Below are 13,233 nucleotides of genomic sequence, written 5' to 3' on the forward strand. Positions count from 1 at the left end.
GCAGGGGCCGGCGCCCCGCGCCGCGGGGACCGACGCACCCGGCTCGGGGACGGGCTCTCGCCGATGCGCGCCGTGCCGATGCCGCCGGCCGCGCCGCTGCTCGCTCGGCTTCATGCTCGGCCCGATCCTGTACTCGCTCTACCTCGCCTTCACCGACTCCGCGATCCGCGGCGACGGCGCCTCCGACACCAGCTTCGTCGGCGTCCAGAACTTCACCGACGCCTTCGCCGACGGCGACTTCTGGAACTCGGTCATCCTCACCCTGGTGTTCACGCTGATCTCCGCGGTGCTCGGCCAGAACCTGCTCGGCATGGGCCTGGCCCTGCTGATGGAGCGCTCGCACCGGCTGGTCACCTTCGCGGTCACCTCGATCGTGATCGCCGCGTGGATCCTGCCCGAGGTGGTTGCCGGCTACCTGCTCTACACCTTCTTCGCCGACGCCGGCGGCCTCAACGCCATGCTCACCGCGATCGGGTCGCCCGGGCAGGACCTGCTGTTCAGCGCCCCGATCATCGCGGTCTCCTTCGCGAACATCTGGCGCGGCGCGGCGTTCTCGATGCTGGTCTACTCCGCCGCGCTGAGCTCCGTGCCCGGGGACGTGTACGAGTCCGCGGCGCTGGACGGCGCCGGGCCCGTGCGCCGCTTCGTCTCGGTGACCGTGCCGCCGCTGCGGCCCGCGATCGCGACGAACCTGATGCTGACCACCCTGCAGACCCTGTCGGTCTTCGGGCTGATCTTCATCATGACCGGCGGCGGCCCCGCCCGGCAGAGCCAGACCCTGCCGCTGTACATGTACGAGCAGGCGTTCTCCTACGGACAGCTCGGCTACGGCACCGCCGTCGCCCTGTCGCTCCTGCTGATCGGGGCGCTGGCCTCGATCGCCTACCTGCGCCTGCTGCCCGAGGAGGACAAGCGATGACCGCCGCTCCCACGACCACGACCGCCCCCGCGGGCGGTGCGTCGGCCGCTCGTCCCGCACCCCGGAAGCGACGCTCCCGCGCCGCCGGCACGAAGCTCGCCAGCAACCTCGTCATGGCCGCGATCGGCATCGCGTTCCTGGTGCCGCTGCTGTGGGTGGTGCTGGCCTCCTTCGACACCGAGGCCTCGCTGTCGGTGGCCTGGCCGCAGCGCTGGAGCCTGGACAACTACGCGGCGATCTGGAACGAGGAGACGACCTTCCGGCCACTGGGGAACTCGCTGATCCTGTGCGGCGGCGCGACGATCCTCACCATGGTCTCCGCGGTGCTGTGCGCCTACCCGCTCTCCCGCTACCGCTTCCGCGCCAAGCGCCCCCTGCTCGCTGACGATCATCTTCTCGACCGGCCTGCCGATCACCGCGATCATGATCCCGGTCTACTCGATGTTCGTGCAGGTCAACCTCATCGACTCGATGGGCGGCGCGATCCTGTTCCTCGGGGCGAGCTCCCTGCCCTACGCCATCTTCCTCACCAAGGGGTTCATGGACGGGGTGCCGCTGGAGATCGAGGAGTCCGCGTGGACCGAGGGAGCGGGAGGCCGCGCACCCTGTGGTCGGTGGTGCCGCCGCTGATGCGTTCGGGCCTGTCGGTGGCGACGATCTTCACCTTCGTCTCCATGTGGGGGAACTTCTTCGTCCCCTTCATGCCGCTGCTGAGCCCGGACAAGCTCCCCGCCGCGGTGACGCTGTACACGTTCTCCTCCCAGTACGGGCAGGTCGCGTACGGCCAGCTGGCGGCGTTCTCGATCTTCTACTCGCCGCCGGTGGTGGTGCTGTACCTGTTCCTGGGCCGCAACCTCGGACAGGGCTTCGCCGCCGCGGGCGGTGTGAAGGGCTGAGCCGGCCCGGTCCGGGACCGACCGGGCGTTCGGTCCTCGGCGGCCCGGGCCGGTGGTCGGTAGCGTGGGCATTCCCGCATCCGTCCCACCGACCCAGGAGGCTCCCGTGACCGATCAGGACCCGCGCCAGGACCGCGTGCACTCCCGAGTGGCTGAGCGCGCCGAGCGGCTCTCGACCTCCGGCGGCGAGCCGGCCTTCTCCCCGCAGGACCAGGAGCCGCCCGGACTGACGGGACCGATGAGCCCCGTGCCTGATCACGGCGAGCGCAGCTACGTCGGACACGCACGACTCGAGGGGATGGCCGCCCTGATCACCGGGGGCGATTCGGGCATCGGCCGGGCCGTCGCGATCGCCTATGCCCGCGAGGGCGCCGACGTGGCGATCTCCTACCTCCCCGAGGAGCAGGAGGACGCGGAGGAGACCCGGCGGTGGATCGAGGACGCCGGACGCTGTGCCCTGCTGCTGCCCGGCGATCTCCGCGACGAAGAGCATGCGCGCTCCATCGTTCGTCGAACCGTCGAGGAGCTCGGCCGTCTCGACGTGCTCGTGAACAACGCGGCCTTCCAGTGGGGCCGGGCCGAGCCGAAGGGCCTGGAGGGGATTGCCTCCGAACGGTCGCACCGCACCCTCACCACGAACCTCGAGGTGCTGTTCTGGCTCACCCAGGAGGCGGCCCCGCACCTCCGACCCGGAGCGAGCGTCATCAACTCCTCCTCGATCCAGAGCTACGACCCCTCCGTGCCGCTCATGGACTACGCCGCGACCAAGGCCGCGATCAACAACCTGACCGTCAACCTCGCTGCGGATCTCGGCCCCCGCGGCATCCGCGTCAACGCCGTGGCACCGGGCCCGATCTGGACCCCGCTGAACGTCGCGACGCGCGTGTCGGACGACTACGTCGCCTTCGGGGCGAACACGCCCCTGGGCCGTGCAGGGCGACCCGCCGAGTGCGCAGGCGCCTACGTGTTCCTGGCCAGCCCCGAGGAGGCGAGCTACGTCTCCGGCACCGTGCTCGGGGTCACCGGAGGCCGACCCGTGTTCTGAGCGGCGAGCCGCGCTTGACGGGGAGCCTGTTCGCCTGTGAGGGTCATCACACCGGGCCGCACAGGACATGAGAGGCGATCTCAGCTCTCGCCCGGGCACGGAGATCGGATCGCCTCCTGGGCAGGAAGAGGTCTCCCATGGACACCGCCATCTTCGAGAACCACGAATCCGAGATCCGCGGCTACTGTCGCAACTACCCGACGGTCTTCGCCTCCGCCTCCGGCGCGCGCCAGGTCGACGAGGAGGGCCGCAGCTACATCGACTTCTTCGCCGGGGCCGGGGTGCTGAACTTCGGCCACAACCATCCCGCGATGAAGAAGGCGCTGATCGAGTTCCTCGAGGCCGACGGGGTTGCGCACTCGCTCGACACCTACACCACCACCAAGCGCGACTTCGTCGAGCGCTTCCACGAGGTGGTCCTCGCGCCCCGCGGCATGGACCACCGCCTGCAGTTCATGGGGCCGACGGGCTCGAACGCCGTGGAGGCCGCGATGAAGCTCGCCCGCGCCGCCACAGGCCGGCGCGAGATCGTCGCCTTCAGCCACGGCTTCCACGGCATGACCCTGGGCTCCCTCGCCGCGACAGCGAACGACGCCTTCCGCCGCTGGGCCGGGGTGCCGCTGGAGAACATCCAGCGCCTGCCCTTCGAGACCGCGCCCGGCGGGGACACGGCGCTGGCCGAGTACGCCGCGGCGCTGAAGGACCACTCGAGCGGACTGTCGCCCCCGGCCGCCTTCCTCGTCGAGGTCGTGCAGGCCGAGGGCGGGGTCAACGTCGCGAGCCCCGACTGGCTCCACCAGGTCCAGGACCTCGCCCGCGAGCACGGGGCGCTCTTCATCATCGACGACATCCAGGCGGGGATCGGCCGCACCGGCGGCTACTTCTCCTTCGACGGGATGGGGCTGGACCCCGACATCATCACCCTGGCCAAGGGCCTCGGCGGATTCGGCACCCCGATCGCGATGAACCTCAACAAGCCCGAGGTGGACCAGCACTGGAGCCCCGGCGCCCACACCGGCACCTTCCGCGGCCAGGGCCTCTCCTTCGTCGCCGGGAAGGTGGCGCTGGACTTCTTCACCGACGACGCCTTCCTCGAAGGGGTCCTCGAGAAGGGCGAGCAGATGCGCAACCGGCTCCAGGCGATCGCCGACGCCCACCCGGACCGCGGCTGGGAGGTGCGCGGACGAGGCATGATGCAGGCCCTGGACACCGGCGACGGGGCGCTGAACGCGCGCCTGCAGCGAGAGTGCTTCGACCGCGGCCTGCTGTTCGGCCCCTGCGGCGGCGGCGGACGGGTGATCAAGCTGATCCCGCCGCTGATCATCGAGCCGGACGACCTCGCCGAGGGCCTGGACATCCTCGAGGCGGCGATCGACGCCGCGCTGGAGGAGGCGTGATGCGCCGCCGCGAGGACATGACCTTCGCCCCGGAGGAGTACGAGCGGAGGGTCGGGGAGCCGCGGGAGCGGATGGCGGCCCGGGAGCTGGACGCGGTGATCATCAGCGACCCCGAGAACCTGATGTACCTCACCGACCACCAGACCACCGGGTACTCCTTCTTCCAGGCCCTGATCGTGCCGCTGGAGGCGGAGCCGGTGATGATCACCCGCGCGCTCGAGGAGTCCAACGTCGTCTCCCGCACCTGGCTCGAGCACTCCCGCGCCTATCCCGACTCGGGCGACGCGATCCTCGAGCTGGTCTCCACCCTGCGGGACCTGCGCCTGGCGGACTCCCGGGTGGGCTACGAGCGCAACAGCTACTACTTCCCCGCCCACCAGCAGGACCGGTTCCACGACGCCTTCGGCGAGGGCCTCGTGGACTGCTTCGGGATCGTCGAGGAGGGGCGGATCCGCAAGTCCCGGGCGGAGATCGAGGTGATGCGGCTGGCCGCCTACGCGGGGGAGGCCGGCATGGCCGCCGGTCTGCACACCGCCATGTCCGGTGCCACCGAGAACGAGGTCGCCGCCGCGATCGCCTCGGCGATGTTCCGCGCGGGCGGGGAGTTCCCGGCAGTGATGCCCTATGTCGCCTCCGGCCCTCGCTCGATGATCGGCCACTCCACCTGGGAGGGGCGCATGATCCGCCCCGGGGAGCATGTCTTCCTCGAGGTGGGCGGTCGCTACCGCCGCTATCACGCCGCGATGATGCGCACCGTCGTCAACGGCGCGCTCTCGGACTCGATGCGCTCCGCGCAGGACCTCATGAAGCACACCCTGGCGGAGCCGCGCTCGCTGATGAGGCCGGGGGTGACGGTCTCCGAGGTGGACCGGCTGACCCGACGGATGATCGAGAGCAACGACGTCGGCGCGAGCCTCGCCACCCGCGCCGGCTACTCGATCGGCATCGCCTTCCCGCCCTCCTGGGACGAGGGGTACATCCTCTCCCTCCTCGAGGGCGACGAGCGGCCCCTCGAGGAGGGGATGACCTTCCACCTCATCCCCTGGATGTGGGGCGTCGACGGGGACAAGACCGTCGGGATCTCCGACACCGTCCGGATCACCCCCGACGGTCGCGCCTCCTTCCTCACGCTCCCGGAGGACTTCACCGTCCACGAGAGCTCCGCCCGATCCTTCCCGGCCGCGGCCGGCACGCCCCGCCCCTGAGAGGAGCAAGACCGTGACCACGCAGAGCACACAGGCCTCGCCCCGGACGACGCTCACCGCCGTCGACCCCTCGACCGGCGCCGTCGTCCGCGAGGTGCCCGCCGCATCGCCCGACCAGATCGACGCCGTCCTCGACCGCGCCCGCGCGCTTTCCTCGCCTGGCGCGAGACCTCCTTCGAGGAGCGGGCCGCGCCGCTGGAGGCCGTCGCCGCCCACCTGCGCGAGCACGTCGAGGAGCTCGCGCCGCTGATGACCGAGGAGATGGGCAAGCCGATCGGCGAGGCCCGCGGCGAGGTGGCCAAGGCGGCATGGGCGGCCGAGCACTACGCCGCCCACGGCGCCGACTATCTCGCCGACCAGCACATCGCCTCCGATGCGAGCTCCTCCTACGTCCAGCACCTGCCGCTGGGGACCGTGCTGGGGTGCCGCCGTGGAACGCCCCGTTCTGGCTCGCCTTCCGCTTCGCCGCCCCCGCGCTCATGGCCGGGAACACGGCGGTGATGAAGCACGATCCCCACGTCCCCGGCGCGCCGCCGCGATCGAGGAGGCGTTCCGCGCCGTCGGCGCCCCGGAGGGAGTGTTCCAGACGCTCCACGCCGCGACCGCCGACGTCGAGCAGGTGATCCGCGACCCGCGCATCCAGGCGGTGTCCTTCACCGGCTCGGACCGGGCCGGCGCCGTCGTCGCCTCGATCGCGGCGAGCGAGATCAAGCCCGCCGTGCTCGAGCTCGGCGGCTCGGATCCCTGCCTCGTCCTGGCCGACGCCGACCTCGAGGAGGCGGCGCGGGTCGCCGCGCTCTCCCGCATCATCAACGCAGGCCAGTCCTGCATCGCCGCGAAGCGGGTCATCGTCGAGCGGCCGGTCCACGACCGCTTAGTCGAGTCGCTCGCCGCGCGCTCGCGGCGCTCGTCGTCGGCGACCCGCGCGAGGAGACCACGCAGGTGGGCCCGATCGCCCGCGCCGAGTCGCGGGAGAACCTCCACCGCCAGGTCACCACCTCCGTCGAGGCGGGGGCGGAGCTCGTCCTGGGCGGCGAGATGCCGACGGGGGAGGGCTACTTCTATCCCGTCACGCCGCTGACCGGGGTCGAGGCCGGGATGAGCGCCTGCACCGAGGAGACCTTCGGCCCGGTCGCCTCCGTGATGGTCGCCGAGGACGCCGAGCACGCCCTCTTCCTCGCCAACGACACCCCGTACGGGCTCGGTGCGAGCATCTGGACCGAGACCTCCCGCGGCGAGACGATGGCGCGCCGGATCGAGGCCGGGCAGGTGAGCGTCAACGGGATCGTCAAGACCGATCCGCGCCTGCCCTCCGGCGGCATCAAGCGCTCCGGGTACGGGCGGGAGCTCGGCCCCCACGGGATCCGGGAGTTCGTCAACGCCCAGCAGGTCTGGGTGGGGCCGGCCCGGAGCTGAGGAACCGGGACGACGACGGGGCCGCACCGCCCGCGCGGTGCGGCCCCGTCGGGCTGTCACGTGCGGCGGATCCCGTCGTGCTCTGCGGCGCGGCGGGGGATCCGTGCCGAGCCGCTCAGCGGAAGACGATGGTGCGCGAGCCGTCCAGCAGGACCCGGCGGCCGCGCGAACAGCCCCACGGCCTCGCGCAGGGTGCGCACCTCGGTGTCCTGACCGATCGCCATGAGCTCCTGCGGGGAGCGGGTGTGGTCCACGCGGATGACCTCCTGCTCGATGATCGGGCCCTCGTCGAGGTCGTCGGTGACGAAGTGGGCGGTCGCCCCGATCTGCTTCACGCCGCGGGCGTAGGCCTGGCGGTACGGGTTCGCGCCCTTGAACCCGGGCAGGAACGAGTGGTGGATGTTGATGCGGCGTCCGGAGAGCTCGGCGCTCAGCTCGGGGGAGAGGATCTGCATGTAGCGGGCCAGGACCACGAGCTCGATGTCGTGCTCGACGACCGCCTCGCGCACCCGGTCCTCGAAGGCCGCCTTCTCCTCGGCGGAGGTCACGGGACGGTGCTCGAAGGGGACGCCGTGGAACTCGGCGTACCGGGCCGGGGTGTCGTGGTTCGCGATCACGAGCGGCACCTCGATCGGGAGGTTCCCGATCGAGGTCTGGAACAGCAGGTCGTTCAGGCAGTGGGTCGATTTCGACGTGAGCACGAGGGTGCGCACCGGGCGGCCCACCTCGTCGATCTCCGCCTCGATCCCGAAGCTCTCGATCGGTGCGGCGAGCGCGGCGCGCACCTCGTCCGGCGACGCGGAAGTCAGGACCTCGACGCGCATGTAGAAGCGATGGGAGTCGCCGCTCTCGAACTGGCGGCTCTCGACGATGTTGCCGCGGGCCTCGACGATCGCTCCGGTGATCGCGTGCACGATGCCGGGGCGGTCCTCGCACGCGAAGGTCATCACGTAGCGGCGGGCAGGGGAGGGTGAGGGATGCGCTGAGGTCATGGCCCGAGTGTAGGAGAGCGCGCGCGGGGAGCGCGGCGCACGGGTCCGCCACGGCGAGAGACTGAAGTAGGTAGACTGGTCTACCTAACTGATGATCGAGGAGGGCGGAGATGGGGACAGCGCGGGAGCGACTGCTCGACGCCGCGTCGACGCGGTTCTACGAAGACGGCGTGAATGCGACCGGTATCGACGCGATCACCGCCGAGGCGGGAGTCGCCAAGAAGAGCCTCTACAACAACTTCCGCTCCAAGTCGGACCTGGTCAGCGCTTATATCGATGCCCGCCATGAGGAGTGGCTGGACCTGCACCGTGCGCGCGCCTCGAGCGCCGCCACGTCCGTCGAGCGCGTGCTCTCGGTGTTCGACGCCTATCTCGACCATGCCAACGCCGACCACGGCGGCGGCTTCCGGGGATGCGGGTCGCTCAACACGGCCGCTGAGTTCCCGGCGGGCGCTCCCGAACGCGACGCGGTGCGCCTCCACAAGGAGCAGGTCGAGCAGATCCTCGCCGAAGGCCTGGCTGAGCTGACCGACGCGGACGGAGCGCAGGAGCTGGCCGAGCACTTCAGCTACCTCCTCGAGGGTGCCGTCGCCCGGGCAGGACTGGAGGGAGACCCTGTGCGCCTGGAGCGTGCACGAGGGATCGCCGCGTCGATGCTGGGTGCCCTGTGACTCGAGGTTCCCTGGTCGGGGTCCTCGCCGTCCTGGTCACCGCCGTGCTGTGGGGCACCACCGGCACCGCGGCCACCTTCGCCCCGGAGGTCGGACCGCTCGCGATCGGCGCCGCGGCGCTCGGCATCGGCGGGATCCTGCAGGCGCTGATCGCCCTTCCCTCGCTGCGCCGCGAGCGCGCCGCCCTGGCCGCCCACCGGGGCACTGTGGTCGCCGGAGTGCTGGGCGTGCTGATCTATCCGCTGGCGTTCTACAGCTCGATGCACCTGGCCGGCGTCGCCGTCGGCACGGTCGTCTCCCTCGGATCGGCGCCGCTCGCCTCGGGCCTCCTGGAGCGGATCCTCGAGGGACGCCGGCTCGGCGTCTGGTGGATGATGGCGGCGGCCCTGGGCATCGCGGGCGCGTAGTGCTGTGCGCCGCGACGATGCACGACGCCGCCGCCGACACGGCCGGCACGACGGCGGGCGTGGGACTCGGCCTGGTCGCCGGAGTGACCTACGCGCTCTACTCCTGGAGCGCGCACCGCCTGATGGGCCGAGGTGTCGGTCGCGCCGCGGCGATGGGCTCCGTGTTCGGGCTCGGCGGACTGGCGCTCCTGCCCGTGCTCGCGCTCACCGGCGCCCCGCTGCTCGCCTCCCCGCAGGCGTTCGCCGTCGGCGCCTACATGGCGCTCGTGCCGATGTTCCTCGGCTACGTGCTGTTCGGCCTCGGCCTGACCCGGATCTCCGCGAGCACCGCGACGACCCTCACCCTCGCCGAGCCGGCGGTCGCGGCCGTGCTGGCCGTGCTCGTCGTCGGGGAGAGGCCGCCGCTGCTCGGCTGGCTCGGGATCGCAGGGATCGGCCTCTCGCTGCTGATCCTCGCCCTCGCGCCCTCGGGACGGGAGGTCGAACCGCTGGCGGTGCCCGATGTCGCGTCGGCCCCGTGACCCCCGGCGCCGCGGGGTCGGGCGAGGGCCGGGCATGACGAAGGCCGCCGACCGATGTTCCCACTGGTCGGCGGCCTTCTCTCGGTCGGGCTGACAGGATTTGAACCTGCGACCCCTTGACCCCCAGTCAAGTGCGCTACCAAGCCGCGCCACAGCCCGAGACCCTCCGTCACCGGAGGACCGAGGAATACAGTACCCCGCTCCGGGCGCTGGAGCGAATCGAGAGGGGCGTGACCTGCGGCACCCGTGGCGAAGCGCGGATCCGCGCGCCCATGGGATAGACGCGCCGAGCGGTGGTCGTCGGGCGCGCCGGCCTCTCCCAGCTCCTACACTCCAGGCATGGCTGAGCGACGGATGCGACGGGGGGAGGAGTGCGCGACTCCCCACGGCGAGACCCCGTACTCGCCGACCTCCCTCCTGCGCGCCCTCACCGCGGACCCCTACTCGGTCGACCCGCGCGGGAGGACGAGCACCCGCTGGAGTCGGCCACGCCGCCCGACAACCGTCGGATGCGCGCCGTCACCCTCTTCGCTGGCCGTGCCGCTCGGCTTCGCGGTCGCCGTCTCCGTGGTCGACCTGCGGCAGGAGGCCGCCGGCGCCGACAGCCCCCGCGCGCCGCTCGAGGAGGAGGTGCGCGAGGTGCGCGCCGAGACCGACCTGCTCGAGGATCGCCGCACGCTCCTCGAGCAGGAGATCCTCGAGGCGCAGGAGGAGGTCCTCGACACCGCCGACGGCGGCTCCGCGGAACGGATCGGCGAGTACGAGCGCGCGGGCTACGGCGTGTCGCTGACCGGCCCGGGCGTGCGGCTGACCCTCGACGACTCCGCCCCGCGCCCTCCCGCCCCGGCGCGGGTCCGGGCACCGTGAACCGGGTGACCGACGGCGACCTGCAGATCGCCGTGAACGGCCTCTGGGCCGCCGGTGCCGAGGCGATCTCCGTCAACGGCCAGCGCGTCACCGAGACCACCGCGATTCGCACTGCCGGCTCTGCGGTGCTCGTCGACTTCCGCCCGCTCTCCCCGCCCTACGAGATCACCGCGCTCGGCGATCCCGAGCGGCTGCGCGCCGGGGTCGAGGAGGCGGAGGCGGGCGAGTACCTCTCGGAGATCTCGACCCGCTACGGCATCGGCCTGACCTGGACGGCGGGGGAGGAGCTCTCCACGCCCGCCCGCGCCCAGGGCACTCTGCGCGAGGCCTCCGTGCTCGAGGACCCCGCCGGGTCCGCGCCCGCGGACGTCCGCGACCCGACCCCCGACAGCGCCGCCGAGGGCGGCGAGGACCAGGAGGACACCCCGTGATCGCCATCCTCGGCCTGGTGGTGGGCATCGTGCTGGGCGTCGTCGTCCAGCCCGACGTCCCCGCCGGCCTGCGCCCTATCTCCCGATCGCCGTGGTGGCGGCGCTGGACACCCTCGCGGGTGGTCTGCGTGCGAGCCTCGACGGCGCCTTCGACGCCCACGTGTTCATCACCTCGTTCCTGTTCAACGTGCTGATCGCCGCGTTCCTGGTGTTCCTCGGGGACCAGCTCGGGGTCGGCTCCCAGCTCTCCACCGCCGTGATCGTCGTGCTCGGCATCCGGATCTTCTCCAACGCGGCCGCGATCCGGCGGCTCCTGTTCCGGTCATGAGCGACGGCACCCGCACCCCGTCCAGCCGCGACCAGCGGCGGATCGTCTGGCACCGGCTGAAGGACACCCTCCGGCCGCAGGCGACAGTCGCCCAGGTGATCGTGGGACTGCTGTGCCTCCTGCTCGGCGTGTCGATCGCCGCGCAGATGGGCCGCAACGACGAGTCCCTCGAGGGGGCCACTCAGCAGGAGCTGGTGCGCCTGCTGGACGAGTCCGGGCGCCACGCCTCTGACCTCGAGCTCGAGAACGCCGAGCTCGAGCGCACCCTGGAGACGCTCCGCTCGGGACGCGAGGGCGACGTCGCCGCGCAGGACGCGGCCGAGCGAGCCGGCTCGCCGACCTCGAGATCCTGGCCGGCACCGCCCCCGCCCAGGGGCGGGGGATCGTCGTCTCGATCGCGGATCCGGAGCAGGGCGTGCGCGCTTCGACCCTGCTGGGCGTGCTCGCAGGAGCGCGCAACGCCGGCGCCGAGGTGGTGCAGATCGGCGACGTGCGCGTGGTCGCCTCGACCTCGATCACCACCGCGCCCGACGGGGGTCGCTCGTGGACGGCCTGCCGATCCGCGCGCCCTACACGCTGAAGGCGATCGGCGATCCCGCCGTGATGGAGCCCGCGCCGCGGATTCCCGGCGGTGCGGCCGACTCGGTCTCGGGCGACGGCGGGACGCTCTCCGCGGTCGCCGAGGACGAGGTCCGGATCGAGGCGACCGTGGAACTCAGCGCCCCCGAGCACTCCCGGGTGGTCAAGTGATCGTCAAATCCTGACGTGCTGGAGGGAAGGAACCCCCGGTGGGCGCCATGGACGTGCGAGAATGGATCAGCGGCGGCCTGCACCTCCACGACGCAGGGTCGCAGCAGGCCAGGAAGGGGTGTGAGGTGTCAGGGAACACCGAGTGGAACGACGGCAATCTCGACCACACGTCGAAGCTGAGCGCGATCTCGCCCAGCGACCCCCTCGAGGACGCCGCGCCCGGCCTGTCCTCGCAGGATCGTCGGGCGATCGAGAACCTGCCCCCGCGCAGTGCGCCGCTGATCGTGCGGAAGGGCCCGAACCTCGGCGCCCGCTTCCTGCTGGACTCGGAGACCACGGTCGCGGGGCGCCACCCCAAGAGCGAGATCTTCCTCGATGACGTCACGGTCTCTCGCAAGCATGCCGCCTTCGTGCGTGACGGCGACGGCTTCCTGGTGCGCGACCTCGGCTCGCTCAACGGCACCTACGTGGGCAAGGACCGCGTCGACGAGGCGCGCCTGCACGCCGGCCAGGACGTGCAGATCGGCAAGTACCGACTGACGTACCACCCGTTCCCCGGGACGGTCTGACCAGATGCCGGCCGCCGCCTCGCGCAGGCCGGGTGCCACCGCCGCCGCACGCATGAGCATCGGCCAGGTGCTCGAGATCTCGCGGGACGAGTTCCCCGACCTCGCCCACTCCAAGCTCCACTACCTGGAGTCCGAGGGCCTGATCGCCCCCGCACGCACTCCCGCCGGCTATCGCAAGTACAGCCGCGAGGACGTGGACCGACTGCGCTTCGTCGTCGCGCGCGCAGCGGGACCGGTTCTGGCCGCTGAAGGTCATCAAGGAGCATCTGCTCGAGCACGGCGTCGACTCCGAGGTCACCTCGATCGCCTCCCGGCCCGGTCCCAGCTCCACCCTCCAGCCGGTGCGCCTGGACCGGCGCGGCCTCGTCCGTGAGGCGGGGGTGGAGGAGGACTTCCTCGCCGAGCTGGAGCAGTACGGCTTCCTGACGGACGACGTGCTCTTCTACGGCACCGCCGAGCTCGAGATCGTCACCGCCGCCCGCGACCTCGCCGACGAGGGCCTGCACCCGCGCCACCTGGTGATGCCGCGCACCGCCGCCGAGCGGGAGGCGCACATGATCCGCTCCGTGGCCCGGCCCCGCTCCCGGGCGGGGGACGCCGCGGCGCGCGGCGAGGCGGAGGACTTCGCCCGCGACCTCGGCGAGTCGATCATCGCCCTGCACGGCGCGATCCGCGCACGAAGCCGCGGGAGGTCTGAGCGCACCGGGCTCCTGGCACCTCACTCGTCACCTCTCCGTGACCTTCGCGCGGCGCGTTGGTACCGGAGAGGGGGCACTTCGCGCTACTCTGGGCGGGCGCTCTCATCCTTCCCCCTCTGAG

General features: G+C 71.8%; 13 protein-coding genes, 1 tRNA gene and 5 pseudogenes. 17 read left to right on the top strand and 2 right to left on the bottom strand.

Annotation, left to right across the window (positions count from 1 at the left end):
* Window positions 1-112 precede the first annotated feature (112 nt).
* The 7 genes and pseudogenes from WKH84_RS01275 to WKH84_RS01305 all read left to right on the top strand — a co-directional run bounded on the left by WKH84_RS01275 (window position 113) and on the right by WKH84_RS01305 (window position 6,878).
* Window positions 113-919 (top strand): sugar ABC transporter permease, encoded by an 807-nt coding sequence (locus WKH84_RS01275; RefSeq protein WP_341856730.1) that lies wholly within the window; start codon window positions 113-115, stop codon window positions 917-919.
* A gap of 113 nt (window positions 920-1,032) precedes the next feature.
* Window positions 1,033-1,815 (top strand): annotated as a pseudogene (locus tag WKH84_RS01280) (carbohydrate ABC transporter permease).
* Between the two features lie 106 nt (window positions 1,816-1,921).
* Window positions 1,922-2,860 carry an SDR family oxidoreductase gene (locus tag WKH84_RS01285; RefSeq protein ID WP_341855369.1) on the top strand — a complete coding sequence of 313 codons (939 nt, stop codon included), beginning with the start codon at window positions 1,922-1,924 and terminating at the stop codon, window positions 2,858-2,860.
* 137 nt (window positions 2,861-2,997) lie between these two features.
* The gene (locus WKH84_RS01290) at window positions 2,998-4,257 is read left to right on the top strand and encodes an aspartate aminotransferase family protein (protein WP_341855370.1); all 1,260 of its coding nucleotides are present in this window, start codon (window positions 2,998-3,000) and stop codon (window positions 4,255-4,257) included.
* Window positions 4,257-5,462, top strand: coding sequence for an ectoine hydrolase (gene doeA / locus WKH84_RS01295; protein WP_341855371.1), 1,206 nt, complete (start codon window positions 4,257-4,259; stop codon window positions 5,460-5,462). Before WKH84_RS01290 ends, doeA begins: the two co-directional genes overlap by 1 nt.
* Window positions 5,463-5,475: 13 nt before the next feature.
* Window positions 5,476-5,712: a hypothetical protein gene (locus WKH84_RS01300; protein WP_341855372.1), complete on the top strand. Its 237-nt coding sequence runs from the start codon at window positions 5,476-5,478 to the stop codon at window positions 5,710-5,712.
* Window positions 5,658-6,878, top strand: a pseudogene (locus tag WKH84_RS01305) (aldehyde dehydrogenase family protein). The gene WKH84_RS01300 and the pseudogene WKH84_RS01305 overlap by 55 nt, the downstream one beginning before the upstream one ends.
* 115 nt (window positions 6,879-6,993) lie before the next feature.
* On the opposite strand, the pseudogene WKH84_RS01310 reads toward WKH84_RS01305, so the two are convergent.
* A pseudogene (locus WKH84_RS01310) lies at window positions 6,994-7,870 on the bottom strand (formyltetrahydrofolate deformylase).
* A gap of 110 nt (window positions 7,871-7,980) precedes the next feature.
* Between WKH84_RS01310 and WKH84_RS01315 the strand changes: the two are divergent.
* Window positions 7,981-8,541, top strand: coding sequence for a TetR/AcrR family transcriptional regulator (locus WKH84_RS01315; RefSeq protein ID WP_341855373.1), 561 nt, complete (start codon window positions 7,981-7,983; stop codon window positions 8,539-8,541).
* Window positions 8,538-9,469 (top strand): annotated as a pseudogene (locus WKH84_RS01320) (EamA family transporter). The gene WKH84_RS01315 and the pseudogene WKH84_RS01320 overlap by 4 nt, the downstream one beginning before the upstream one ends.
* An 85-nt stretch (window positions 9,470-9,554) precedes the next feature.
* On the opposite strand, the gene WKH84_RS01325 reads toward WKH84_RS01320, so the two are convergent.
* Window positions 9,555-9,628 (bottom strand) — tRNA-Pro (locus WKH84_RS01325).
* A gap of 180 nt (window positions 9,629-9,808) precedes the next feature.
* Here WKH84_RS01325 and WKH84_RS01330 point away from each other — a divergent pair.
* The 8 genes and pseudogenes from WKH84_RS01330 (at window position 9,809) to WKH84_RS01365 (ending at window position 13,232) form a co-directional block, all read left to right on the top strand.
* Window positions 9,809-10,336, top strand: a complete 528-nt coding sequence (locus WKH84_RS01330) for a hypothetical protein (RefSeq protein WP_341855374.1) — start codon at window positions 9,809-9,811, stop codon at window positions 10,334-10,336.
* 5 nt (window positions 10,337-10,341) lie between these two features.
* Entirely contained in the window at window positions 10,342-10,767 is a 426-nt protein-coding gene (locus WKH84_RS01335) for a DUF881 domain-containing protein (protein ID WP_341855375.1), read from the top strand.
* A pseudogene (locus WKH84_RS01340) lies at window positions 10,764-11,095 on the top strand (small basic family protein). The gene WKH84_RS01335 and the pseudogene WKH84_RS01340 overlap by 4 nt, the downstream one beginning before the upstream one ends.
* A 382-nt stretch (window positions 11,096-11,477) precedes the next feature.
* Window positions 11,478-11,675, top strand: a complete 198-nt coding sequence (locus WKH84_RS01345; RefSeq protein WP_341856731.1) for a DUF881 domain-containing protein — start codon at window positions 11,478-11,480, stop codon at window positions 11,673-11,675.
* Window positions 11,639-11,845: a DUF881 domain-containing protein gene (locus tag WKH84_RS01350; RefSeq protein ID WP_341855376.1), complete on the top strand. Its 207-nt coding sequence runs from the start codon at window positions 11,639-11,641 to the stop codon at window positions 11,843-11,845. Before WKH84_RS01345 ends, WKH84_RS01350 begins: the two co-directional genes overlap by 37 nt.
* A gap of 125 nt (window positions 11,846-11,970) precedes the next feature.
* On the top strand, window positions 11,971-12,414 hold the full coding sequence (locus tag WKH84_RS01355; protein ID WP_341855377.1) for an FHA domain-containing protein: 444 nt from the start codon (window positions 11,971-11,973) through the stop codon (window positions 12,412-12,414).
* Between the two features lie 52 nt (window positions 12,415-12,466).
* A complete protein-coding gene (locus WKH84_RS01360; protein WP_341855378.1) occupies window positions 12,467-12,787 on the top strand; it encodes a MerR family transcriptional regulator in 321 nt (106 codons plus the stop codon).
* Entirely contained in the window at window positions 12,756-13,232 is a 477-nt protein-coding gene (locus tag WKH84_RS01365) for a hypothetical protein (protein WP_341855379.1), read from the top strand. The genes WKH84_RS01360 and WKH84_RS01365 overlap by 32 nt, the downstream gene beginning before the upstream one ends.
* Window position 13,233 lies beyond the last annotated feature (1 nt).

Source organism: Brachybacterium sp. GPGPB12, from assembly GCF_038396325.1.
Lineage (GTDB): Bacteria > Actinomycetota > Actinomycetes > Actinomycetales > Dermabacteraceae > Brachybacterium > Brachybacterium conglomeratum.